23 protein-coding genes and 3 tRNA genes are annotated in these 23856 nt (G+C 67.3%); 10 read left to right on the forward strand and 16 right to left on the reverse strand.

Annotated features, from left to right (window positions below):
* Window positions 1–7 precede the first annotated feature (7 nt).
* From AB4079_RS02235 to pdxR, 3 genes are all read right to left on the reverse strand, one after another.
* Window positions 8–448 carry a hypothetical protein gene (locus tag AB4079_RS02235; RefSeq protein WP_441785646.1) on the reverse strand — a complete coding sequence of 147 codons (441 nt, stop codon included), beginning with the start codon at window positions 446–448 and terminating at the stop codon, window positions 8–10.
* Window positions 449–784: 336 nt separating this feature from the next.
* Entirely contained in the window at window positions 785–937 is a 153-nt protein-coding gene (locus AB4079_RS02240) for an antitoxin VbhA family protein (protein ID WP_441785647.1), read from the reverse strand.
* 267 nt (window positions 938–1204) lie between these two features.
* Window positions 1205–2644 carry a MocR-like pyridoxine biosynthesis transcription factor PdxR gene (gene pdxR, locus AB4079_RS02245; RefSeq protein WP_441785648.1) on the reverse strand — a complete coding sequence of 480 codons (1440 nt, stop codon included), beginning with the start codon at window positions 2642–2644 and terminating at the stop codon, window positions 1205–1207.
* Between the two features lie 27 nt (window positions 2645–2671).
* Between pdxR and AB4079_RS02250 the strand changes: the two genes are divergently transcribed.
* The 3 genes from AB4079_RS02250 (at window position 2672) to AB4079_RS02260 (ending at window position 6410) form a co-directional block, all read left to right on the forward strand.
* Window positions 2672–3895, forward strand: coding sequence for an MFS transporter (locus tag AB4079_RS02250; RefSeq protein WP_441785649.1), 1224 nt, complete (start codon window positions 2672–2674; stop codon window positions 3893–3895).
* 28 nt (window positions 3896–3923) lie between these two features.
* Entirely contained in the window at window positions 3924–4493 is a 570-nt protein-coding gene (locus AB4079_RS02255; RefSeq protein WP_441785650.1) for a dihydrofolate reductase family protein, read from the forward strand.
* Between the two features lie 237 nt (window positions 4494–4730).
* Window positions 4731–6410, forward strand: a complete 1680-nt coding sequence (locus tag AB4079_RS02260) for an FAD-dependent oxidoreductase (protein WP_441785651.1) — start codon at window positions 4731–4733, stop codon at window positions 6408–6410.
* A gap of 103 nt (window positions 6411–6513) precedes the next feature.
* On the opposite strand, the gene AB4079_RS02265 is transcribed toward AB4079_RS02260, so the two are convergent.
* From AB4079_RS02265 to AB4079_RS02275, 3 genes are all read right to left on the reverse strand, one after another.
* On the reverse strand, window positions 6514–7806 hold the full coding sequence (locus AB4079_RS02265) for an alpha/beta fold hydrolase (RefSeq protein ID WP_441785652.1): 1293 nt from the start codon (window positions 7804–7806) through the stop codon (window positions 6514–6516).
* Between the two features lie 181 nt (window positions 7807–7987).
* Window positions 7988–8764, reverse strand: coding sequence for a DUF4386 domain-containing protein (locus tag AB4079_RS02270; protein WP_441785653.1), 777 nt, complete (start codon window positions 8762–8764; stop codon window positions 7988–7990).
* Window positions 8765–8944: 180 nt separating this feature from the next.
* The gene (locus tag AB4079_RS02275; RefSeq protein WP_441785654.1) at window positions 8945–9664 is read right to left on the reverse strand and encodes a DUF4389 domain-containing protein; all 720 of its coding nucleotides are present in this window, start codon (window positions 9662–9664) and stop codon (window positions 8945–8947) included.
* Window positions 9665–9876: 212 nt separating this feature from the next.
* Between AB4079_RS02275 and AB4079_RS02280 the strand changes: the two genes are divergently transcribed.
* Window positions 9877–10209, forward strand: a complete 333-nt coding sequence (locus AB4079_RS02280; protein WP_441785655.1) for a helix-turn-helix transcriptional regulator — start codon at window positions 9877–9879, stop codon at window positions 10207–10209.
* A 716-nt stretch (window positions 10210–10925) separates the two neighbouring features.
* Here AB4079_RS02280 and AB4079_RS02285 read toward each other — a convergent pair.
* The 3 genes from AB4079_RS02285 to AB4079_RS02295 all read right to left on the reverse strand — a co-directional run bounded on the left by AB4079_RS02285 (window position 10926) and on the right by AB4079_RS02295 (window position 12190).
* Window positions 10926–10999, reverse strand: a tRNA-Met gene (locus AB4079_RS02285).
* Between the two features lie 33 nt (window positions 11000–11032).
* A tRNA-Thr gene (locus AB4079_RS02290) sits at window positions 11033–11104 on the reverse strand.
* A 129-nt stretch (window positions 11105–11233) separates the two neighbouring features.
* Window positions 11234–12190, reverse strand: a complete 957-nt coding sequence (locus AB4079_RS02295) for an aldo/keto reductase (RefSeq protein ID WP_441785656.1) — start codon at window positions 12188–12190, stop codon at window positions 11234–11236.
* Between the two features lie 111 nt (window positions 12191–12301).
* On the opposite strand from AB4079_RS02295, the gene AB4079_RS02300 reads away from it, so the two are divergent.
* The 3 genes from AB4079_RS02300 to AB4079_RS02310 all read left to right on the forward strand — a co-directional run bounded on the left by AB4079_RS02300 (window position 12302) and on the right by AB4079_RS02310 (window position 16061).
* A complete protein-coding gene (locus AB4079_RS02300; RefSeq protein WP_441785657.1) occupies window positions 12302–13144 on the forward strand; it encodes a pentapeptide repeat-containing protein in 843 nt (280 codons plus the stop codon).
* 130 nt (window positions 13145–13274) lie between these two features.
* Entirely contained in the window at window positions 13275–14303 is a 1029-nt protein-coding gene (locus tag AB4079_RS02305) for a LacI family DNA-binding transcriptional regulator (RefSeq protein WP_441785658.1), read from the forward strand.
* 30 nt (window positions 14304–14333) lie between these two features.
* Entirely contained in the window at window positions 14334–16061 is a 1728-nt protein-coding gene (locus AB4079_RS02310; protein WP_441785659.1) for a glycoside hydrolase family 13 protein, read from the forward strand.
* Window positions 16062–16151: 90 nt separating this feature from the next.
* Here the strand turns inward: AB4079_RS02310 and AB4079_RS02315 are convergent, their stop codons facing one another.
* From AB4079_RS02315 to AB4079_RS02325, 3 genes are all read right to left on the reverse strand, one after another.
* Window positions 16152–16964: an inositol monophosphatase family protein gene (locus tag AB4079_RS02315; protein WP_441785660.1), complete on the reverse strand. Its 813-nt coding sequence runs from the start codon at window positions 16962–16964 to the stop codon at window positions 16152–16154.
* Between the two features lie 160 nt (window positions 16965–17124).
* A tRNA-Tyr gene (locus AB4079_RS02320) sits at window positions 17125–17209 on the reverse strand.
* 110 nt (window positions 17210–17319) lie between these two features.
* Complete coding sequence (locus tag AB4079_RS02325; RefSeq protein WP_441785661.1) at window positions 17320–17670, reverse strand: helix-turn-helix domain-containing protein; 351 nt, start codon at window positions 17668–17670, stop codon at window positions 17320–17322.
* A gap of 18 nt (window positions 17671–17688) precedes the next feature.
* Here AB4079_RS02325 and AB4079_RS02330 point away from each other — a divergent pair, with 18 nt between their 5' ends.
* The 3 genes from AB4079_RS02330 to AB4079_RS02340 are packed head-to-tail and all read left to right on the forward strand — an operon-like array spanning window position 17689 to window position 19219.
* A complete protein-coding gene (locus tag AB4079_RS02330) occupies window positions 17689–17961 on the forward strand; it encodes a hypothetical protein (protein WP_441785662.1) in 273 nt (90 codons plus the stop codon).
* Between the two features lie 29 nt (window positions 17962–17990).
* Window positions 17991–18683 carry a nucleotidyltransferase domain-containing protein gene (locus tag AB4079_RS02335; RefSeq protein ID WP_441785663.1) on the forward strand — a complete coding sequence of 231 codons (693 nt, stop codon included), beginning with the start codon at window positions 17991–17993 and terminating at the stop codon, window positions 18681–18683.
* Window positions 18684–18730: 47 nt separating this feature from the next.
* The gene (locus AB4079_RS02340; RefSeq protein WP_441785664.1) at window positions 18731–19219 is read left to right on the forward strand and encodes a YajQ family cyclic di-GMP-binding protein; all 489 of its coding nucleotides are present in this window, start codon (window positions 18731–18733) and stop codon (window positions 19217–19219) included.
* Here the strand turns inward: AB4079_RS02340 and AB4079_RS02345 are convergent.
* From AB4079_RS02345 to ubiE, 4 genes are read right to left on the reverse strand one after another with little or no spacing between them, the layout of a single operon-like run.
* Complete coding sequence (locus AB4079_RS02345) at window positions 19206–20201, reverse strand: alpha/beta hydrolase (protein ID WP_441785665.1); 996 nt, start codon at window positions 20199–20201, stop codon at window positions 19206–19208. The two genes, AB4079_RS02340 and AB4079_RS02345, sit on opposite strands and share 14 nt — an antisense overlap.
* A 10-nt stretch (window positions 20202–20211) precedes the next feature.
* Complete coding sequence (locus tag AB4079_RS02350; RefSeq protein ID WP_441785666.1) at window positions 20212–21609, reverse strand: FAD-dependent oxidoreductase; 1398 nt, start codon at window positions 21607–21609, stop codon at window positions 20212–20214.
* Between the two features lie 30 nt (window positions 21610–21639).
* Window positions 21640–22695 (reverse strand): polyprenyl synthetase family protein, encoded by a 1056-nt coding sequence (locus AB4079_RS02355; protein ID WP_441785902.1) that lies wholly within the window; start codon window positions 22693–22695, stop codon window positions 21640–21642.
* Between the two features lie 21 nt (window positions 22696–22716).
* Window positions 22717–23784, reverse strand: a complete 1068-nt coding sequence (ubiE, locus tag AB4079_RS02360; protein WP_441785667.1) for a bifunctional demethylmenaquinone methyltransferase/2-methoxy-6-polyprenyl-1,4-benzoquinol methylase UbiE — start codon at window positions 23782–23784, stop codon at window positions 22717–22719.
* Window positions 23785–23856: the final 72 nt, after the last annotated feature.

A 23856-nucleotide genomic window follows, 5' to 3' on the forward strand; every position in this document is an offset into this window, starting at 1 on the left:
GAGGGCTTCAGCGATGGAAGCGCAGGCAGACTTCACAGGGCGTGAGACAGACGGTGCAGTACGCCTTCGCTGGCGTGTGCGATGCCACGCGCACCGCGAAGACCGCTGAAGGTGTGATCGCCGCGGCGGGGTATGCGGACGCGTTGATGACCCGGTACGTCGTTGAGACGGTGCGATCCGTGACGACCCGCTCACACGCTCTGAGCTCAAGAAGTGGATCGACGGGATCGATCCCCTCACCGGCGAGCGCCGTGGACGCGACCTCGAGTCGCCGGTCGCGGACCTGATCCTGGACGCGACGGTCAGTGCGCCCACGTCGTACTCGATCGCCGCGATGATCGACCAGGATCCGGCTGTCGCCTACGAGGACCTGCAGGACGTGTACGCAGAAGAACTCGGCCGGCCCCACTGATTTGGAGTGTGTCCAAATTTTGTCCAAATGGCTCACTTAACGACGAAACGGCGGCCCGTTGAAGGCCGCCGTTCCCAGTGTTTCCAACGCTTGTAGCGGGAGCGGGACTCGAACCCGCGACACCACGATTAGGTTCCGATAGATATTGTTGGGTCCCCTTGGGTGCGTTTGACTTGATTTTCCGCGGCTTTCGACTGCAACGACTTGATTTGGATCGACCTGGATCTGCCTCAATGTGCAGGCTAAGTGCGGGGTCGTGAATCGCTGAGCACCATTCAAGGCTCTCGATCAGGATCCGCTCGGTGCGCCGAGGCGATCTCGCGCGCATCCGACCGCCACGGTCGTCGTCGGCTCGCTCTCTCGTCGACGACCTCAGCTAAGGCCGTAGCGGGCGCGGGTGCGGGTGCGGCGCCCCAACTCGTCGGCGTCGAACTGCCCCTCGACGAACGCGGTAGCGTCCGCGCGGTACTCGGCCGAGGCTGTCAGGCTCTCCATGTCCGAGCTGTGCGCGGCGTCAGCCACCACCCGCGGCGAAGCACGCGCTCGGCAGCGGAAATCGTGCTGGCGGTCTTGCCGCTCATCGCCGCCTCTCTCGACCTCTCCGTTCTACGAGCTGCTCAAAAACCTTTAGTAAGCGTTTTGAACAATTGGGGGCTTCGGCAAGGGTTTTGAGCAACACGTATTCGCGAAGTTCCGGGCGCGTCCCTCCACATCCTTGGGACTGCTCGCAAACGATCGTTATCGGCAGGGAGCTATGGCCCAGAACTCACTGAGAAACGCACAACGGTTTCCTCATCGCAGCAGGTCACCGATTGCGCTGATTCCCGCGTGGATCGCTTCCACCGACGTGTTTCCGAAGCCGAACACGAGGCGGGGCGGCTCTGGGCTCTTGCTCGAGCGGTAGGTACTCATCCCGTACAGGCCGACGCCACGCTCACGACCGGTTTCCACGACCCACCGCTCGCTGGCGCCGGGGGGCAGGTGAGCCACTGCGTGGAAGCCTGCCGCGAGGCCCGTGAGCCGCACGCGAGGCGCGTTTGCGCGTAGCGCGGAGGCGAGCGCGTCGCGGCGCGCGGCGTAGAGGGCGCGCATGCGCCGCAGGTGACGGTCGTAGCGTCCGGATTCGATGAGGCGGGCGAGTGCGAGCTGGTCGAGTGTCGGCGCTCCACGGTCAGCGGCCTCCTTCGCTGCTGCCACCTCGTCGGCGAGCCACGCCGGGGTGACCGCCCACCCCAACCGGAGGGCGGGTGCGAGCGACTTGCTGACCGTGCCGAGGGTGACCACGCGGTCCGGAGCGAGGCCCTGCATCGAGCCCACCGGTTCTCGGTCGTAGCGGAACTCCGCGTCGTAGTCGTCCTCGACGATGACGCCGTTCCGACGTTCCGCCCATGCGAGTAGCTGCCGTCGCCGATCGGGGGCGAGCACGACGCCAGTCGGCCACTGGTGGGCGGGAGTGAGCACGACGACTCGGGCGCCGCTGGCGTCGAGGGCTTCCACGTCGATCCCGAGGTCGTCGACGTGCACGGGGACGGCCGAGGCGCCGACCGCCTCGGCCGCCCGGGTGATCGTGCCGATCGAGCCGGGGTCCTCGACCGCCATGGACAGGTGCCCGCGCTCTGCGAGCGCGCGGAAGGTCAGCGCGATGCCCTGTGCGAAGCCGCCGCAGACCACGATCTGCGACGCCCGTGCGTTCATCCCCCGCACGCGGCGGCAGTACCCGGCGATCACTGCGCGGAGAGCGGGCTCACCGCGGGGGTCGCCGTAGTCGAAGGCTGCGTTCGGGGCGGTTCTCGTCGCCTCGCGGAGGCCCCACATCCAGTCGTCGCGCGGGATGCTGCCCAGATCTGGCACTCCAGAGGCGAAGTCGGCGATGAGCGGACGCGGTGGCTGAGCGCCAGGTCCGCCCGGTTGGACCGCGGCATCGTCAGCGTTGTCGACGCGCACCTTCGCGACGCGGGTGGCCGACCCGGTCTGGGCGACCAGGTAGCCCTCGGAGCCGAGCTGCTCGTAGCAGTCCTGCACGGTTCCGCGGGCCACCCCCAGACTGCGGGCGAAGTCCCGCGACGACGGAAGCCGCTCCCCCGCCGCGAGCCGTCCCTCCTGGATTGCGGCGCGGAGTTGCGCCTGCAGCTGAGTGCGCAGCGGAACTCCAGGGTCCCTGTCCAGATGGACCAGTAGATCCGGACTTGAATTGGACCACTCCACGACCATGCGAATGGATCTTACCGGCATGCCACCACGCAATCTAGGTTCGGCCCTATGACAGCGATGACGTTCAGCACAACCGCCCTTCCGCCCCGCGCACGGCTGGTGACCCCCGCTCTCTTGCTGCGCTTCGTCTCGATCATGGCGTGCTCGGTAGGCTTTTTCCTTCCGCTCGCGGCCGTTCCGCTGCTTGCGGACGCCACGGCGACTCCCGGCGCCGGCAACCCGGGGCTCGCCGGTGGTCTGGCGAACGGTGCGCTGCTGGCGGCGACCGTCGTCGGCGAGCTGCTCTCGCCGTGGCTCATGAAGCGCCTCGGCGCACGGTTCGTCCTCGCAGCCGGGTTGGCGCTGCTCGGCGCCCCGACTTTCCTCCTGCTGTTCTCCGTGTCGTTGCCGATGCTGGCCGCGACCGCTGTCCTCCGCGGGCTGGGCTTCGCCCTCGCGATCGTGGCCGGCGGAGCCGTGACCGCGGCGCTCGTCCCGAGCGAACGGCGTGGCGAGGGACTCGCAATCGCCGGCCTGGTCAGCGCCATCCCCTCTCTGTTCGCTCTCCCGCTCGGCGTTTGGCTCAGCCAGGCCTCCGGGGCCCAGGTGGTCTTCGTGATCGCGGGAGCGGTCCCTCTACTCGCGCTCGCATCGGTCCACGCGCTGCCACTTCTCGGCTCCAGGCAGGCAAGCGCCGCGGTCACGTCCTCATCCAGCGTCCGCTCGTCGTCCGGGATCATCGCCGGCCTGCGGTCGCCCGAGCTGCTGCGTCCTGCTCTCGTCTTCGCCGCCTCGGCGGCCGTCGCCGGGGTCGTCGTCACCTGCGTTCCGGGCGCCCTGACGGGTGCCGCCTCGACCCTCGCGCCGATCCTGCTCCTCGTGCAGCCCGCCGCCGCTTCCGCGGGACGCTGGCTCGCCGGCCGCTTCGGAGACCGCCTCGGTCACAACCGGCTATTCATCCCGGGCATCGCCCTCTCCGCCGCGGGAATGGCAGCAATGGCAGCCACGGCGAGCGTTCCGCTCCTGATCGCGGGCGCAGCGGTCTTCGGACTCGGCTTCGGGGCCCTGCAGAACAGCACCATCTCGGCGATGTACGAGCGGGCGGATGAGAGCTTGTTCGGCACGGTGAGCGCCCTCTGGAACGCCGGCTACGACGGCGGCATGGCGGTGGGCGCGCTCGCAATCGGCACGCTCGCCGCGCTCATCGGCTCTACGGCCGCATTCCTTGCCCTCGCGCTGACGCTGCCGGTTGCCCTCGTCCTCGTCCGACGCACCTCATCTACCACCCGATAACGGCACCACCGATAGAAGGAGAACCGCAATGGGAACACTCACCGTGGCCATGTTCATGACCCTCGACGGATACACCGAGACAAGCGACGGCGATCTGATCTCGCCGGACTGGTCCGACGACATGCAGCAGTACTGGTCGGGCGCGAACGCCCACGACGGTCAGCTCCTGCTCTACGGACGCACCGCATTCAAGTTCAACGCGTCCTATTGGCCGACTGCCGACACCGAACAGAACGGCGACGAGTATCGAGCTTTCGCACGCACCATGAACCGCCTCCCGAAAGTCGTCGTCTCCAACACCCTGAAGGCACCCGGCTGGAACGCCACGGTCGAATCCGGCCCGCTGGACGAGGCGGTGACCCGCATCAAACAGCAGCACGAAGGCGAGATCGTCGCTGTCGGCGGCATCTCTCTGATATCCGCCCTCATTGGCACACGCTTGGTGGACCACTACCGCCTGCTCATCATGCCGCGCTTCGCCGGCGGCGGCCGCTCGATCTTCCACAACGGAGGACCGGGGGAAAGCCTTCGCCTGATCGACACCCGACAAATGGACACCGGCGCCCTATTGCTGAATTACGACGTCGCCAGCAATTAGGAAAAGCAACTACGTGGTCCCGAATGCAATGGCGGGCTGGTGACTTGACACATCCTCACAAGCCGGAGGACAGTTTTTGGTGAAGCGTAAGGCCCGACGCCTTCCGCGGCGAACGCCTCGTTGGAAGCGGGCGGACCCGAGCAGATCAGCAGCCCAGCGCAACTTTGGGGTTTGGCTCCGCGATTGTCCTAGGGAGTTGTGCACGCGAATGGGCAGACTGAGGGAGGCTCCGGAACCATGCCCTACTCGCCAGTGATCCTGATTGCGGACGCAGAGGACTCGTCGCGCGATGCCGCATCGACGGCGCTGACACGACGATTCGGAGCGGACTACGAGATCGAAGCCGTGGGTTCGGGCGCTGAGGGCCTGGACAGCATCCGTCACTTCATCGAACTCGGGTACGACATCGCCACTATCGCAGCGGACATCGGACTCCCTGACGTGGACGGCGTGAGTTTCCTGGCGAGCGCCCACGCGCTTGCTGGTCAAGCAACTCGAATCCTCATGATCGCGATGGACGAGTACCACACGAATATTCCACTTACCCAGCTGCATCGGATTCACCGTGCTACCGCCCTGGGTCAAATCGACCTAGCACTGGTGAAGGGATGGGACACTCCCGAAGAGTGGTTGTATCCCCAAATGCAAGAGGTACTTACGGCCTGGACACTGGCTAACCGGCCTCAACACCTCGTCTACCGCGTGTTGGGTCATCAATGGGACCCGCACTCCCACGAGATTCGCGACATTCTCACTAGGAACGGGATCCCGTTCCGCTTCTTTTCCATAGATTCCGAAGAGGGTCAGCGCCTGGCGCTCGACCACGGCGTGGATGGCCGACAACTTCCCGCGCTCATTCGCCACGACGGTTCCGTTCTGCACGACCCGTCTTCCGCTCAGATCGCGGCCGCACACGGCATCTCCATCCATGCTTTGCGAGAAAAGTATGATCTCGCCATCGTTGGCGCGGGACCGGCCGGCCTGGCCGCGGCAGTAATCGGCGCGTCCGAAGGCCTCCAAACCGTGATCATCGAGAGCCAAGCCATCGGCGGCCAAGCCGGCACCACCTCAATGGTTCGCAACTACCTCGGGTTTCCGCGCGGCATCGCCGGCGGCGAACTCGCTCACAGGGCTTGGGAGCAGGCCGTCCTGCTCGGCGCAGAGTTCGTATTCACTCACGAGGCGGTGGCAGTGACGTCTGACGGCCACAGTTTGAACCTCACACTGACCGACGACGAACAAATCCGAGCGGATGCCGTCATCCTCGCCACTGGGGTTACGTACCGCCGACTGGGCATCCAAGGCATCGACCGGTTGACAGGGGTCGGCGTGTTTTATGGTGCCGCGGGGGTCGAGGCACCAGCGCTGTCGGGTGAACCCGTTGCCGTCATCGGTGGCGCTAACTCCGCCGGGCAGGCAGCGCTGCATCTCGCCAAGTTCGCCAGCGAAGTCACCATGGTCGTGCGCGGCCATTCGCTAACAACGGGAATGTCCCGCTATCTCATTGACCAAATCGAGGCCACACCGAAGATTCGGGTGATGCTCTGCGCGCGTATCATCAACGGCGCCGGCGATGCCCGCTTGAACGCCTTGGAGATTGAAGATACCGACTCGGGGAGGCGCAGAGTGCTTACGGTGAGCGCAGCGTTCGTCCTGATCGGAGCCGAACCCCATACAGACTGGCTGGTGGACATCAGTCGAGATAACCGCGGCTTCGTCCGGACCGGATCAGATGTGCCCGCGGAATATTGGCCGGCGAATCGCCCACCGCTTCCTTTCGAGACGAATCTCCTCGGTCTTTTCGCGGTTGGTGATGTACGGTTCGGATCCATTAAGCGGGTTGCCAGTGGCGTCGGCGAGGGATCCGCCGCAGTGGCGTCTGTACACCAGTACCTACGCGACCGGATGAAGGACTGAAACCAAACGAGTCCGCGCGCATCACGCAACTAGACCTACCGCTCACTCAACGGATTGTGGACCTCTGCGCTGGAGTTCCCGGGTGGGCTGGACGGCGCGGCCGTCAGCGGAGGAGCGTATGGGAGCTCGCGGCTCCCAGTACGTCGAGGATCGCTTGTGTGGTGGCGGCGGCACCTTTTTGGGTGGCGACCATCCCTTCGTGGTCTGCCCCGTCGGTGATGCGGTGCAGGCTGTTGGTTGACAAGGTGGCCAGGTGGTTCTGCTCCGCTAAGTGGGTGGCGCCACTTCCGATGCCGGCCGTGAGGACGATCAGAGGCTTGTCGGCGAAGTCACGCAGAGCTGCAGCTTGCCGCATTGAGGTGTCCGACTGGAGGTACTCGTCGATCGTGCTGCGGAGACTGCTCGCGGTCGCAATGTTGGCACGTACCTCGTCTCGGGACCGCGGCGGGAGATTGCCGCCTTCGAGCGGGGCGTACAAGCGGGTCAGACCCAGTCGAGCTGTAATCGAGGCCAACGCGGCGGCACGGCCCATGACGTCGTATGAGTCCACCTTGCCGGGCAACGCCGGCGCCGATTTCACCGCCAACGCAGTATCGGTGGAGTCCACCAGGACCATCCCGGCGACCTCCTCGGGGTAAAGGGCTGCGAAAGATTGCACATAGAGCCCGCCGAAGGAATGGCCCGCCAGCACATATGGTCCTGGGATATGTCCGTTGTGAAGCAACGTGTGAAGGTCGGTCGCTATTTGCGTACCGTCCTGGGGGGTGTCGGCGGAGTCGCTCCATCCGCGACCTGCGCGGTCGTAGACGCAGACCCGGGTGGCAGTGGCTACGGCCGACGCGATCCATCCAAGATTCGATGACATCTCGCCGGCGCCCGGTTGCAGAACGACAGTGGGGCTGCCGGAGCCCGTGCAATTCAGATGCAACCGGTGACCGCCTACGTCGATCAACCGACCCGGCATCGGGTAGGCCGACGCATCCGCTGCTGCCCCGACGATCGCGTATCCGCCACCGACGGACGCAAGAGCCAAGAACCCGACTACCGGGTAGAGCAGCCAGCGTCCAGCGCGACTCGGAAGTTGTCGATGAATGCAAAAAATCATCCACACCGCCAACGCCAGCAAGGCCGGAGGCCACACCCAGTCGATCACGCCGCGCACTGACGAGCCGAGCACGAACAGAAGCAAGCCGCCCACCCCCATGAAAAAGGCCGGTACGGCGGCCCATCTCTGGGGTCGGTCGGTGAACCACACCGAGAGCATGGCCAACGTCGCCCAGCCCAGCCCGAATCCGAAGAGGACTGCGCCAGTCACGCCGTTCTCGGTCGCCGGGACGAAGGGGGCCGCTGAGAGCAGAAGTGCGCAGACAAATCCCGCGACCAGCGAGACCAGCACGACCCAACCAAAGTGGCCCCTCGGACCGCGACCGGTCCGTGGTGGAGGGCCTTGATCTTCGCGCTCCGGGGCGGGCGTGGTCCGGCCGGTACTCATGATGAACTCCATTCCATGCCTGACCGGCTACGGGGATCCTCGTGGATGATCCGGGCCGCTTTCATGGGGGACTCCGCCGGAGCATTCAGCTCTCGGGCATCCTGATCTTGCTGTTGCCGTCGTAGTCGGCGGTCAGCGGCGTTGTCTTGAAACCCTTGATGATCAGCCAGATGCCGAAGGCCAGTTCGAACACGGCGATGGGCAGTGCGGCGAGAACGGCGATCGTGGACACCTGGGAGTAGGCGCCGAAGAAGACCGCGATGTCGGAGGCCAGGAGCAGCGGTGCGCCGATGAATGCGACGATCGGGAAGATGCGGGGAATGAGGGCGGACCGGTACATCATGTAGCCCAGGAGCAGGTCGACTGCGACGGGCATCAGGCTTTGGGAGAGCAGGAACGTCCAGTTGTAGATTGCGAGCAAGCTGTGGCCGGTTGTGACCAGCGCCGGGTTCGTCCCGGCGGTGCCGGCCACGTCATTTCGCAGTGTCATGATCGTGAGCAGGCTGACGACGCTGACGAAGATGAGGCAGGTTTCCAGGAGCCGGGCGGCCACCAACCCCAGGGCCGCGGTTTGGCTGATTCGTTTAGTCAACGGGTACAGCACTACGGCGGTTGCGATGCCGGCCAAGCCGACAATGACCTCGGACAGCACGCCCCACTGTAGGGCGGTTGTGCTTCCGGCGCCCAGGATGAAGGTGCCGACGTTGTCCTTGATGGGCTTGTACAGCGCGAGGGTGGGGATGGAGACGAACGTGAGCAGGTACAGGATGCCGACCGTCAGGGAGATCCGCCTCGTCGGGCGCATTCGATGTCCCGGCATGGGAGCTCTCACGGGCGGGGCGATATCGGTGTTGGCGGCCATTGCGTGCTCCTTTGATGGTGCGTTGGCACTGGTTGTGATGAATCGTGATGCGGGCGGCGGGCCCACGGGGAGAGGGAACTTGACGGGTGGCGGACCCCTATCGTTCAGAGCGAAGCGGTCGTGGAGCCTTTCGCTCTGGGCTTCGTTGATGGCCACCGCTTCCGCATGGTTTGGGCGTCCTTAAGTCGCCGGCAGCGGGTCCGGCCCGATCGTCCTGGAGACCTCTGCGCTGAGCGGGGGTTCGCTGCCGCCCATGTCCATGCGCAGTGGTGGGTATTGGTCAGTCATCAGGGAGGCGTAGGCGCTGACTCGGTAGACCCAACGGTTCATGCCCATGATGAGGTCGAACACGCCACGGGGGTAACGGCCAGAGAACAGCAAGACGAAGCCGGCGATGCAGACCAGCAGGCCGATCAGGCCACTGCTGTAGGCCCAAGCGTTGCCATCGCGTATCTGGCTATAGCCCGCGAAGGCGGCGCCGGTGAACACGCCGATGATCAAGTATTGCGGCAGCGCGAGCAACCACCACTTCACCAACACGAGTCCGCGTGAGAGCGACCGCGGGTACTCGATGAATAGTCGTGCCGGGTAATTCGGATCATCGGCTAACCGGAACGGCGGATAGCGGTCGGTGCCCAGGGCGCTGTACGAGTAGTAGCTGACCCGCCACGTCCACCGCAGCACGCCGACGTTGAAGTCAAAAATTGCCCGCGGATAGCGGCCGGTGATCAGAATCGCGAAGAACGCCACCACCGACAGCACCAGGAAGGCAATCCACAAGAAGAACAACACAATGACGTGCGGAATGATAAGCAGCCATTTGACGAGCCATAGCCAGCGGCTCAGCCGCCGGGATTGCTCACCCTCCAAGACAAGCGCGTATGCAGACAGTTGCTCCATAAGAAGTCCCTCCACTAGGCCGTGAAGGCCGGCCCTCGCAGATGTGTGGGGGTGGCGTCACAGCGGCGGGCGGGGCCTCTCATCCCGGCCAGGTCCGCGACTTCTGTCAGCGTGACTGCGTTGCGAACGTCTGCGCCGACATTGGCAACGGTATCCTGTCGTAAACGACATGGCAAGATAAACATGTCTTCGGTGACAGTAGACTCATCGTCATGGCTGAGTGGGGCTTTCTGACAAATCACCTACATGCGCTCTACTGCGTTGCGCGCCACCCCGGGATCCGGATCCGGGAGATCGCCGAAAGCATAGGCGTCCAGGAGCGGGCGGCACACCGCATCGTGGCGGAACTGGTCGAAGGCGGATACCTGACCCGCCGCCGAGTAGGCAGTCGCAATTTCTACGAGCTACATCCGAACCAGCCGCTCCGCCGGGAAGGGCTGGACGAAGTCGCCGTCGGCGAGATTCTCGAGGTGCTCCTGAGAAGGAAGGGAGAAGCGACCCCCATGCGAGGTCCTGGAACTTCTGATGAGTCGCGGCGGCGTTGAACGTGAACGTCGGCAGCTCCGCGTTCATCGGATCTCCGTCCAGTGTGCCTGTAGTACACCGCGTCTGGCAGGTCATACGTGGGGTTAGAAGCACATCCGTGAGGGCAAGGTCAAGGTAGAAGCGAATCCGTCTCAATCCGCCGCGGCGCTCCAGGGCGGTTCGCTCGATGGTGCGCTCAGGCGAAGCGAAGCGTGGAACAATCGACTCCACCTGAGACACCGGGTCCAAGACCCTATCTACGTCCCCTTGGTATCCAGATTACGTGAGCAGAGTGCTTGAGTCACGAGCGGCAGGGCCAAGAGACGACGAAGTCGAGGACGCCCACTACCTGGGAGACCCCTCGCCTACCTGGTTCCCGTCGATCCGATGGAGGACCTGCAATGCGACAGCTGCCAATAGGCGACGGCCCGATCCATCCCCCGCATCACTCGCCCGGGAAAAGCTGCATGTTGCGAACGACCGATGGAGCCGCGAGCGGCCTCTAGACCTCTTCAATGACGACCTCGATGACGTCGCACATCGCCTCAATGATGCTGCTTCGATCGCGTTGAATCACCCCGTTTGATCGTCACGTCGTAGAGCTCGTTTCGCCGACCATCGATGCACTCGGCCGGCCGCCTGAATTGGAGTGTGTCCAAGTTGCGTCCAAATGGCACAATCAACGACGAAACGGCGGCTGATGATCAGCCGCCGTTCCCAGTGTTTCCAACGCTTGTAGCGGGAGCGGGACTCGAACCCGCGACACCACGATTATGAGCCGTGTGCTCTAACCACCTGAGCTACCCCGCCGAGTCATCCCCCCGTGGCGAGACGGGGAGACGGAGCCCCCTGTGGGAATCGGACCCACTACCTCTTCCTTACCAAGGAAGTGCTCTACCAATGAGCTAAGGGGGCGGAGCCGGCGCCGACCAGAGGGCCGGCCGTTTTCGGCAACCGTACGAGGATACCATTCACCACGGGCTGCTCCATACCACTGTGAGCGCAGGCGGACCCGCCCCGCCAGGGCAGGTCCGCCACGCCTGCTCAGGCTGCCTTCGCGGCCTCCGAGGCGCCGTCCAGCGCCTCCAGGTCGTCGGCTGTCAGCTCGAGCGAGACGGATGCGAGCAGGTCGGGCAGCTGATCGGTCGTGCGGGCGCTCGCAATCGGAGCCGTGATGGTCGGCTGCGCGCCGAGCCAGGCCAGGGCGACGGACGCCACCGAGACGTCATGGTCGTCGGCGACCTCGTCGAGGGCGGAAAGGACGGAGCGGCCCGTCTCATCGAGGTACTTCGCGGCCCCGCCGGCGCGAGCGCTGTCGACGGTGACGCCGTCGCGGTACTTGCCGGTCAGGAAGCCTGCCGCGAGGGCGAAGTACGGCATGACGCCCAGGCCTTCGCGCTCGGCGATCGGGCGGTACGACGTCTCGTACGCGCGCTCCACCAGGTTGTAGTGCGGCTGCAGGGCGACGGCGCGGTGGAGCCCGTCGCGCTCCGTGATGCGGAACCACTCGTCGATGCGCTCCGGGGAGTAGTTCGAGATGCCGATGTAGCGGACCTTGCCCGCGTCGACCAGCTCCGACAGTGCGCCCACCGTCTCTTCCAGTGGGACCGTCTCGTCGTCGAAGTGCGCGTAGTAGAGGTCGATGTAGTCGGAGCGCAGGCGCTCGAGCGACGCATCCGCAGCCCGGCGGATGTTGTCCGCAGCGAGTCCCTTGAAGTCGGGATGCTGACTGACCTTGGTGGCAAGGACCACCCGATCACGGTTGCCGCGGGCATCGAACCATTCGCCCAGGATGCGCTCCGAGTCGCCGCCGGTGTTGCCGGGGACCCAGGCGGAGTAGCCGTCGGCCGTGTCGACGAAGGTGCCCCCGGCCGACGTGTAGGCGTCGAGCACGTCGAACGACGTCTGGCGGTCGGCCGTCCAGCCGAAGACGTTGCCTCCGAGCGAGAGCGGGTAGACCTCGAGGTCGGACGAGCCGATGGTCCGGCGGGGTGCGATCATTCGTGTCTCCTTCGTTTGTCCGTGTCCTCCACGCTAACGCGGGGCTCCTGGCGCTATTCCGGGTGAGGCTGAAGATGTGGAAAGGTTGCATGCGGCACGTACTGTGGACGGGTGCGTATCCCTCAGGACACCCGCCCCGAGCTGCGAGCGGACTGCTCCCGGTGCGTCGGGCTGTGCTGCGTCGCGCTGGCCTTCGCCCGCTCCGCCGACTTCGCCTTCGACAAGCCGGCCGGCGACCCGTGCGTCAATCTGGACGACGACTACTCCTGCCGCATCCACCCCGAGCTCCGGGATCGCGGGTTCAAAGGCTGCACGGTCTTCGACTGCTTCGGTGCGGGCCAGCAGGTGACGCAGCAGACCTTCGGAGGCGCGAGCTGGCGCGACAGCGGCGACACGCGCGCCGCCATGTTCGCCGTCTTCCCGCTGATGCGGCAGGTCCACGAACTGCTCTGGTACGTCACGGAGGCGCTGGCGCTCCCGGCGGCAGCCTCCCTCCATCCCGCGCTGCGCCGCATCCGCGCCGAGGCGCAGTCCATCGCTGACGCTGCCCCCGAGACCATCCTTTCGACCGACCTCGAGCTGGTGCGAGCACCGGCGGCGCGGCTGCTGCGCGACGCCGCCCGGCTCACGCGGGAAGCAGGGCCGATCGGCGCCGGGCCGAAACGCGTGCCCCGCTCGCGGATCCGCCCGGACACCGACCTGCTGGGTGCCGACCTCCGCGACGCCGACCTCCGCGGCGCCGAGCTCCGCGGCGCCCTGCTGATCGCCGCCGACCTCCGGAACGCCGACCTCGCCCGCGCGGAACTCATCGGCGCCGACCTCCGCGACGCACGGCTCGACGGCGCCGACCTCCGCGACGCGATCTACCTCACCCAGCCGCAGGTGAACGCTGCGAACGGGGATGCCCGCACGCGTCTCCCGGCGTCCCTCGCCCGCCCGAGCCACTGGCGCTGAGGCAGGACCGCCCGAGCCGCTCCTCTGTGCAAACGCTTCCACTGCACTCGCTATACTCCCCCTGTGCCCGGTCACATCCCGGCACCGGCGGTAGCAAGCGCTTCCACCGAACCCGACTTCAGGAGGTGGGATGGCCGGCATTGCCGACGTCGCCCGCCTCGCCGGTGTGTCCACCGCCACCGTCTCCCGCGCACTCAGCGGAAACGGCCCGGTCTCGGTTTCCACCCGCGCTCGGGTCGTGCAGGCGGCCTCCGATCTCGGCTACGTGGTGTCGTCCGACGCGTCGAGTCTGGCCTCCGGCCGCACCCGCAACATCGGCGCGGTGATCCCGCACCTCAACCGCTGGTTCTTCACCTCGGTGATCGAGGGCGCGGAGCGCGTCCTCCTCCGCCGCGGCTACGACCTCACCCTCTACAACCTGAGCGGCGAGGGCGACGAGCGGAGCAGGGTGTTCGAGCACCACCTGCTACGCAACCGTGTGGATGCGGTGTTCACCGTTTCCTTGGAGCTGTCCGATGACGAGGTGAGCCGCCTGCTCGCGCTCGGCAAACCCCTGGTGGGCGTCGGCGGCCCGCTTCCCGGCGTCAGCACGCTGACCATCGACGATGTCGCGGTCGCCCGCCTCGCAACGGACCACCTGATCTCTCTCGGCCACCGCCGCATCGCGCACATCGGCGGCTCCCACGAGTTCGACCTCGACTTCCACATCCCGACCAGCCGTCGCCTGGGCTACGAAGCGGCGCTCACCGAGGCGGGGCTGCCGGTCGAGGAGCGTCTGCACCGAGCGTCCGACTTCACCCTGCCGGGCGGCTACGAGGCGGCAAAGCAGCTGCTCGGAACGCCGCACGAACGCCCCACCGCGATCTTCGCGGCGTCCGACGAAATGGCGATCGGCGCCATCCTGGCCGCGCGCGACCTGGGCCTCGTCGTGCCACGGGACGTCTCCGTCGTCGGCATCGACGACCACCCCCTCGCGGAGTTCTTCGGGCTGAGTACCGTGGCCCAGCATCCTGTGCAGCAGGGCGAGCATGCTGCGGAGCTGCTGCTCGACGCCCTCGGGAGCACCCGAAGTACCGGCGGCGGCGCTCGACCGGAGCCCGTCAGCCACACAGCCCCAGCCGATCTGGTCGTCCGCTCGAGCACCGCCGCACATCCCTGACCCCCACCCGAAACCCGACACGAACACGAGGTGACCACCATCGCCGCAACAACCCCCACCCCCGACACCGCGCCCACCCCTTCGGCCCCCGGCCGCGAGTGGTGGCGTTCCGCCGTCATCTACCAGGTGTACCCGCGCTCCTTCGCCGACTCGGACGGCGACGGGATGGGCGACCTCCCGGGCATCACGAGCCGGCTGGGCGCACTCCGCGGCCTCGGCGTGGACGCGGTCTGGCTGTCGCCGTTCCAGCGGTCGCCGCAGCGCGACGCCGGCTACGACGTCTCCGACTACCGGGACGTCGACCCCCGCTTCGGCACACTGGCCGACTTCGACGCGATGCTCGCCGAGGCACACGATCTGGGACTCCGCGTCATCATCGACATCGTCCCCAATCACTCCTCCAGCGACCACGCCTGGTTCCAGGAGGCGCTGGCGGCCGCCCCAGGCAGCGCCGAGCGGGCGCGCTACATCTTCCGTGACGGCAAGGGCGAGAACGGCGAGCTGCCGCCGAACAACTGGGAGTCGATCTTCGGCGGTCACGCCTGGACCCGCATCACCGAGCCGGACGGCACCCCCGGCCAGTGGTACCTGCACCTGTTCGACAAGTCGCAGCCCGACCTCGACTGGGAGAACCCGTGGGTCTGGGAGCAGTTCCGCGGCATCCTGCGCTTCTGGCTCGACCGCGGGGTCGACGGGTTCCGGGTGGATGTTGCGCACGGCATGGTGAAGGAGGCGGGCCTCCCCGACTACACCCCGCCCGCGGGCACGGGCAGCATGGGCGGTGTCGCGCTCGAACCCGAGATCGCCGCGCACGCCGAGTCCGACCCGCCGACGCCGCCGTACTTCGCGCAGGACGGCGTCCACGCCATCTACCGCGACTGGCACAAGGTCCTCGAGGAGTACGCCGGCGACCGCGTCCTGTGCGGCGAGGCCTGGGTGGAGCCGCTCGACAAGCTCGCCCGCTGGGTCCGTCCGGACGAAATGCAGCAGACGTTCAACTTCGGCTACCTGGAGACCCCGTGGGATGCGCGCGCGCTGCGCAGCATCATCGACCGGTCCATCGAGGCGTTCAGCAGTGTCGGCGCCCCCAGCACCTGGGTGCTGTCGAACCACGACGTCGTCCGCCACGCGACCCGTCTGGCGCTGGAGGGCGAGAACCTGCAGGGGCACGGCATCGGCCCGAAGACGAAAGGATTGCCGGACCCGGCGTTCGCCCTGCACCGCGCCCGCGCTGCGACGGCGCTCATGCTGGCGCTGCCCGGATCTGCCTACCTCTACCAGGGCGAAGAGCTGGGGCTCCCGGAGGCCATCGACCTGCCGGACGACGCCCGGCAGGACCCGACCTGGTTCCGGACCGACGGCGAGCGCTACGGTCGCGACGGCTGCCGCGTCCCCATCCCGTGGGAGGGCGACGCTGCCTCGTACGGCTTCGGTCCGGGCTCGGCCAGCTGGTTGCCCCAGCCCGCCGCCTGGGCGAACTACACGCGCTCGTCGCAGGATGGGGTGACCGGTTCGACGCTGACGATGTACCAGGATGCGCTGCGGTTGCGCCGACAGCACGATCTGGCGTTCGGTGGCCCGGAGTGGATCGAGCTCGGCGGCAACACTCTCGCCTTCCGGACCGGCGATGTGACGGTGGTCGTCAACTTCGGCACGGAGGCGGTCGCCCTGCCGGAGGGCGCCGGCGACGTCGTGCTGGCGAGCGGCCCGCTGCAGGACGGCGACCTCCCCCGCGACACCACGGTCTGGCTGGCCTGACCGCATCCCATCGCCCGTGAGGTGCTCGTTGTTGTGGCCGTCACCGGCGTGTCGACCGCAACGACGAGCACCTCGAGGGGCGGAACGGCGTCAGTCCCAGGCGGAGAAGTAGGCGTCGGCGCGCGGGTGCAGCCGGTCGAAGAGGTCGGGCGCGGCAGCCACGAGGAGGCGGTGGTCGGCCGGACCTCCGCCGACTCCCGCGACCCGCGCCCCGGCCTCCTGGGCGATCAGGGCGCCCGCGGCGTGATCCCACGGGTTGAGCCCGCGCTCAAAGTACGCGTCGAGCCTGCCGGCCGCCAGAGAGCAGAGGTCGAGGGATGCGGCGCCGATGCGGCGGATGTCTCGCACGTCCCCGATGAGCTCGCCGACGAAGCGGGCCTGGCGTCGGCGCACCTCCGCGTCGTACCCGAACCCGGTGCCGACCAGGGCCAGCTCCAGTTCGACGCCGTCAGTGACGTGGATGGGCGCTCCGTTGAGGTGGGCGCCGCCGCCGGCCGACGCCGCGAAGGTCTCCTTCAGCACCGGATTGACGACCGCGCCGGCCAACGTGCGCCACGTCGACGGCTCGGGGTCGCCCTCCACCACGGCGATACTCACCGCCCAGGCCGGAATGCCGTAGAAATAGTTGACGGTGCCGTCGATGGGGTCGACCACCCAGGTCAGGCCGCTCTCGCTGCTCCCCCCGCCGGACTCCTCCCCGAGGAAGCCGTCGCGCGGGCGCGCGGCCGCCAGGGCGTCCCGGATCAGCTGCTCGGTCTCGCGATCGGCCCGCGTGACGATGTCACTCAGCGACGACTTGGACGCGGCGATCTCGACGCCGGCCTGCCGCCGCTGGAGCGCGAACGCCGCGGCACGGCGGGCGACGGTGGTGGCGATCTCGCGGAGTTCGGCGTTGGAGGTCATGCCCCCAAGCCTCGCAGATGTGGCCGCCCCGAGGGGCGACTGCGGCCGTTCGTAACGTGCGCCGCCGCTCGCGCGACCGCACTCGTTCCGAACGACGGCGGTCACTGCCCAGCCCATTAGTCGGCCGATAGGCAGAGACGTGTGCCGCGACTCATGACAATGGTGGCGAGTGAGGGATTCGAACCCCCGAATGCTGAGCAGTCTGATTTACAGTCAGATCCCTTTGGCCGCTTGGGTAACTCGCCGTGGCGCTCCAACCACCAGTAGTCTCGTGATCGAAGGCGCCTGACAAGAATAGCCGCCGTGTGCCCGCACGCGAAATCAGCGCGCACCCCGTGAGCGCGCCGGTGTTCCGTCAGGCCGCGAGGGCCACCACGCCGGGCTTCTGAGCGGTCGACCCGATGACGGCCGGCTGCAGCTCCGTCGCCGTGCGGACCTCCTGCGGCCCCTGACGCTCCGGAACCAGGCTGAGCACCTGCGCTCCGGCGAATTCGGCGGCGACGCGGGTGAGCAGCTCCCCTTCGCTGACTCCCAGCTCTCGGCACAGCGCGGCGAGGATCTCGGAGGACGCCTCCTTGCGGCCGCGCTCGATCTCGGAGAGATACGGGACCGAGACTCGCGAGTGTGCGGAGAGCTCGCGCAGCGTCGCACCGCGCTCCGCCCTGATCCGGCGGAGCACTGAGCCGATGGCGTGCCGCAGAAGCATGTCGCCAGCCTATGTCGGATGGTGCACATCCGCTCCTGCAGGATTCGCGCGTTCTGCTGTGGGCAGAATCCGCCGTGGATGCAACGCGATCGCGACACCCCGGCGCGGCTGCCGCGAATGTCGGTGGTCGAGCGCACAATCGTGGGCATGAGAACGTTGGAGATTTGCGAACGGTGCGACGGTACGGGGGCCGACCCCACACAGCACAGTGAGGAGATCACTCTCTGCGTCGAGTGCAGCGGGGACGGCTGCCACGTCACCTATTACGTCGAGCTCGCGCAGACCGCCTGACCGCCCCCGGCGCGACGACGACGAACGGGATGGATGCGGAGTCCGTCGCCCTCCGCTTCTGCGACGACCAGTACCCGGACGCCACCACGATCGTTCTGGGCGGTAGCTCCTCGACGGGCCGGCGAACCGCGACGAGCGACATCGACATCCTGCTGATCGCTCCGGCGACGGCCTTCGGCGAGGGAAGCGACTCGGATGCTCGCGTCGTACACCGTGAAGGCGAGCGCATCGACGTCTTCGCCTACACGGTCGAGGCGTTCCGCGACTGGTCCGAACGCGACTTCGCATCGCTGCGTCCGGTGCTCCCTTTCTTACTGACCGAAGGTTCGCCGCTGCGCATCGGGGACGAGTTCGACGAGCTCCATCGCTGGTCGGCCGAACGACTTGCTCGCGGCCCGAGTCTCTCGCCCCACCAGCTGGAGCTCCGGCGATACGCCATCACCGACCTCCTCGATGACTTCACGGACGCGAACGACCCCCTCCAGATCACTGCCATCCGGGCCGACCTTTTCCGGTCCCTCGCCGAACTGGCCCTGCTGCGGTCCGACGCCTGGCTGGGCAGTGGCAAGTGGCTGGCACGCCGGCTCCACGCAGCGGATCCGCGGTCGGCCGAAGCGCTGGCCCGCTTCGCAACCGAATCCGGAACGGCAGCCGCTGCCGACGTCGCAGCCGCCCTTCTCGATGACCTCGGCGGCCGGGTCGACAGCGACTTCGTGCGCTGACGGGCTCGTAGACTGGGGGCAGCTCAACCCCCGGAAGGACGGATACCATGGCAGACTCCTCGTTCGACGTCGTCAGCAAGGTCGACAAGATGGAGGCGGACAACGCCGTCAACCAGGCCCGCAAGGAGGTGGAGCAGCGCTACGACTTCAAGAACGTCGGAGCGTCGATCGAGTGGAGTGGCGAGAAGGTGCTGTTGAAGGCCAACACCGAGGAGCGCGTCAAGGCCGTCCTCGAGGTGCTCGAGTCGAAGTTCATCAAGCGCGGGATCACCCTGAAGTCTCTCGACACCGGGGCTCCGTACCCGTCGGGCAAGGAGTTCCGCGTAGAGGTCGGGCTCAAGAACGGCATCGAGCAGGATGCGGCCAAGAAGATCAACAAGATCATCCGCGACGAGGCGCCCAAGAGCGTGAAGTCGCAGATCCAGGGCGACGAGCTGCGCGTCAGCTCGAAGAGCCGCGACGATCTCCAGGCGACGATGGCACTGCTGAAGAACGCCGACCTCGACGTCGCCGTGCAGTTCGTCAACTTCCGCTGAGGTAGCCCCGCATCCACCGCTTCACCGACGCGTAGCCTGCTGCGCGAACCGGCGGTGCGGAGAGGAACACGTCGTGGAGGGCGTCCTTCAGCCACGCCACGGTCACGTTCGGCGCCAGGCCGAGCGCCCGCTGCGCGATGTCATGCACGACCAGCACCACGTCCGAGCGCAGCATGTCGGGTGTCCAGTACGGCAGCAGCGTCGATCGCGCCGAGAGCAGGGTCAGCACGGGCGCGTCGATGTCGAGCCCGGCAGCGACCCGGGCGTGACCCGCGAGGACGGCCGTCAGCCACGCCGGGTGGATGGTGAACCCGCGCACCGGGCGCCAGGCCAGGTCGTAGTCCCACTCGCCGTCGAGCGTACGTGAGACCGTGCGGGTGTAGAACCCGAGGTCGACATTGGGCATGGCAGCCTTCGGGTCCAAGCGTGCGCGCAGGTCGACGAGCGGCGCCAGCGCGGCACGGCCGGCCGAGTGCGCCTGGAACTCCAGCCACGGGCTGTTCAGGATGAGCGCATCTACCCGGCCGGGGTGACGGTCGGTCCACAGGCTCAGCGTGAGGCCGCCGGTCGAGTGGCCGAGCAGGATGAGCCGGCGCGAGCGCCGCGCGCCTTCTCCGTGGCCCATCGCCTCCAGCGCTGCCGCGATGTCCTCGTCGTACACCGCCAGGTCGTCGACGAAGCCGGACGTCTGCCCCGGCCGGAGGCTCCGGCCGTACTTGCGCAGGTCGAGTGCATGGAAACGGGCGCCCTGGTCGTGCCAGAATCGCGCCAGTTCGGTCTGGAAGAAGTAGTCCGACCAGCCGTGCACGTAGAGCACGTCTGCGTCGGCCGCCGGGCCGCGGTGGAGGCGGAGGCGCGGGGCAGGCGAGTAGCGGACCAGCGTCGCCACGACGTCGCCCTCGCCGTCCGGGGCGAGCGGGAGTGTCAGCTGCTCGAACGGCTCCCCGAGGACGTCGGGTCGCCATTCGTGCGCTGTCGTCATCCTCGCCGCGCTACTCGGCCAGTCCGATCGCGGTCGAGCCGCTGCCCACGGGCTCGGCGTTGGAGACGCGGACCATCTCGTCGCGCGGCACCACCTTCACGCGAACGCGGCCGCGCTCGGCGCCCAGGGCCTGCTCGTGCGTGTCGAGGTTGTGCCAGCCGTCGAGTGTCGTGAATTCCACACCGCGCTCGCGCAGGAGGTTCTCCACAGATTGCTCATCGGGGTCTGACGGGGACCACCAGTTTCCCTGATCGTTGATCACATGCTTGATCGTTTCCATCGCATCCGACTTCGTGTGACCGATGAGTCCGACCGGACCGCGCTTGATCCACCCCGTCGCATAGACGCCGTACATGCGCTCGTTGTCGCCCTTGCGCAGCACCTGGCCCTCGTGGTTCGGGATGACACCGTGCTTGCGGTCGAAGGGGATACCGGGAAGCGGCGAACCGAAATACCCGACAGCCCGGTAGAGCGCGTCGATCTGCAGTTCGCGGATCTCTCCGGTCCCGCGCACGCCGCCCTCGCCATCGGTCGCCGTCCGCTCGTAGCGGAGGGCGCGCACGTTGCCGTCCTCGTCTCCGACGACCTCGAGCGGCTTGGCGTAGAAGTGCAGGTGCAGCCGGCGGGAGGCACTGCCGACCTCGCGCTGTCGCCACTGCTGGAGCACGCGGTCGATCACCATGACCTGCTTGTTGGTCGTGACGGCCGCCTTCGACTGCTCGTCGTAGTCGAAGTCCTCGTCGTACAGGATCATGTCGACGTCGCGCAGTTCCCCGAGCTCCCGGAGTTCCAGCGGGGTGAACTTCACCTGCGCAGGTCCACGACGGCCGAAGACGTGGACGTCGGTCACCGGCGAGTTCTTCAGACCCTCGTAGACGTTGTCCGGGATCTCGGTCGGCAGGAGGTCGTCGGCGTGCTTGGTCAGCATCCGCGAGATGTCGAGGGCCACATTGCCGTTGCCGATCACGGCGACGGACTTCGCCTCGAGCGGCCAGGTCCGCGGGACGTCCGGGTGGCCGTCGAACCAGCTGACGAAGTCGGCGGCACCGTACGAGCCGTGCAGCTCGACTCCGGGGATGTCCAGGTCGGCGTCGCGCACGGCTCCGGTCGCGAAGATGACCGCGTTGTAGTGGCGCTTCAGGTCGTCGAGGGTGATGTCGCGGCCGTACTCGACATTGCCGAAGATACGGATGTCGCCGCGGTCGAGCACCTCTCGCAGCGCGGTGATGATGCCCTTGATGCGCGGATGGTCGGGCGCGACGCCGTAGCGGACCAGCCCGTAGGGCGCGGGCAACTGCTCGAACAGGTCGATGGAGACGTCGAAGTTCCGCTCAGCCTTCAACAGGATGTCGGCGGCGTAGATGCCCGCCGGGCCGGCGCCGACGATGGCCAGTCGCAGTTTGGTCATGCGTTGTTTCCTTCTGCTGTTGCGTGCGGCTCAGCTGGAGCGCTCGACGATGGTGTCCGCGAACCGGACGAGTGCCTTCTTCACCGGTCCGTCCGGCAGGGGCGCGAGCGCCTCCACGGCCTCACGCGCCCAGCGGTGCGCCTCCTCCAGCGTCTGGCGGGTCACATCGTGCTCGCGCAGCGCGGCGATCGCGTCCATGGCTTGCGGCGTCACCTCGCCGTCCTCGGCAGAGCCGATGACGTCGCGTTCGAGCCGCGCGAGCAGCGCCGCGGCCTCCGGATCGGTGGACGCCCGCTCGCGCAGCCGCAGCACGGGGAGGGTGGCGACCCCGGCCCGCAGATCGTTGCCCGGTGTCTTGCCCGTCTCGGCGACGCCCTGCGACGACAGATCGATGACGTCGTCGATCAGTTGGAAGGCCACGCCGATCTTCTCCCCGAAGACGACGACGGGCTGCTCGTACTCGGTCGGTGCGTTCGAGAAGACGACGCCCATCTGAGCGGCGACCGCGATGAGCGAACCGGTCTTGTCCTGGAGCACCCGGATGTAGTGCTCGATCGGGTCTTCGTCGTTCTGGGGGCCGATGGTCTCGTGGAGCTGGCCGAGGCACAGCCGCTCGAACGTGTCCGCCTGCAGCTGGATCGCGCGCTCCCCCAACGCGGAGACCAGCTTGCTGGCGCGCGCGAAGAGCAGATCACCGGTGAGCACCGCCACCGAGTTGCCCCAGACGAACTGGGCGCTCGGTACACCCCGGCGCATCTGCGAGTCGTCCATCACGTCGTCGTGGTAGAGCGAGGCGAGGTGGGTGATCTCGACAGCCTCCGCCGCCTGGACGACGTCCGCGTTGGTTCCGCCGCCGAGCTGAGCTGCCAGCAGGGTCAGCATCGGACGAACGCGCTTTCCGCCGGCCTCAAGGAGGTAGCGGGCGGTCACGTCTGCGAGGTTGTCCGCGAAGTGCATCTCGCGATGCAGGCCGTCCTCCACCTGGGCGAGCCCGTCGTCGACCGCGTTAGCCAGCTCACGATCCTCACCGCGGAGGAGGATCCGCTCCGTGAAGCCCAGTTGACCAGTGAGCGACGGACGCCGCACCGCGGGGACGCTTCGTGGCACTTACTCCCCCTCGGACGGGACGGCGGACGCAGACTGTTCGGAACGGGCAGGCCCGGCGGATTCCGACGTGGGCTTGGGCGTGCGCTTCGCGGTGGTCGCCGGCTTCGGGGTGCTGGCCGTCTGCTTCGCGGTTGTCGGCTTCGCCGGGGTGGAGGTCTTCGGCTGGGCGGTACCCGCCGGCTTCGGGTTCGTCGGCGTTGCTGCCTTCTGCTTGGCGGGAGTTGCCGCCTTGGGCTTGATGGGGGTCGCAGCTTTCGGCTTCGCGGGAGTCGCAGCCTTCGGCTTTCCGGCAGCATCCGTCGCGGGGTCCTCGGCGACCTCGGCGACCTCGGCGACCTCTGCCACCGGTGCCGCGACCGCTGGACGCTCCGGTTTGAAGCCGCGGTGGAGGGCCACGATGCCCGCGGTGAGGTTGCGGAACGCGACGCGCTCGAACCCCGCCTCGCGCAGCCAGGCCGCGAGCTCCCGCTGGTCGGGCCACGCCTGGATGGACTCCATCAGGTACTCGTAAGCAGCAGGGTTGGAACTGGCGACGCGGGCGAGGACCGGCATCCCGTACTTCAGGTAGGCCGAGTACCCCGCGCGGACGGGAGAAAGCGGAGGCTGGGAGAATTCGCAGACCACGACGCGGCCGCCCGGCTTCACCACGCGGTAGAACTCGGCGAGCGCCTTCTTCGGGTCGACGATGTTCCGCAACCCGAAGGAAATCGTGACCGCGTCGAACGCGTCGTCGTCGAACGGAAGCGCTGTGGCGTCGGCCTGCACGAACCGGACGAAGGGGTTACCGGCCTGGCGCTGCCGGCCGACCTCGATCATCCCCTCGGAGAAGTCGGCCGCCACGACCGACGCACCGTTCCGCGCGAGCGACGCGCTCGAGGTGCCGGTTCCGGCGGCGACGTCGAGGATCGTCTCGCCGGCTCGGGGGGCGACGGCTCGCGTCGTCGCCACGCGCCACAGCGCCGCATTGCCCACCGACAGGACGGCATTGGTCCGGTCGTAGCGCGTCGACACCTGGTCGAACATGGCGGCGACCTGGGCGGGCTGCTTGCTGAGGTCGGCCTTACTCACCCCACCAGCTTAGGCTGCAGCGTCCGTGGCGTGCATTCGCCGACCCTGTATGCACGCCGAATGGTCAGCGAG

The organism is Leifsonia sp. 2MCAF36 (genome assembly GCF_052115525.1).
In the GTDB taxonomy this organism is placed as follows: domain Bacteria; phylum Actinomycetota; class Actinomycetes; order Actinomycetales; family Microbacteriaceae; genus Leifsonia.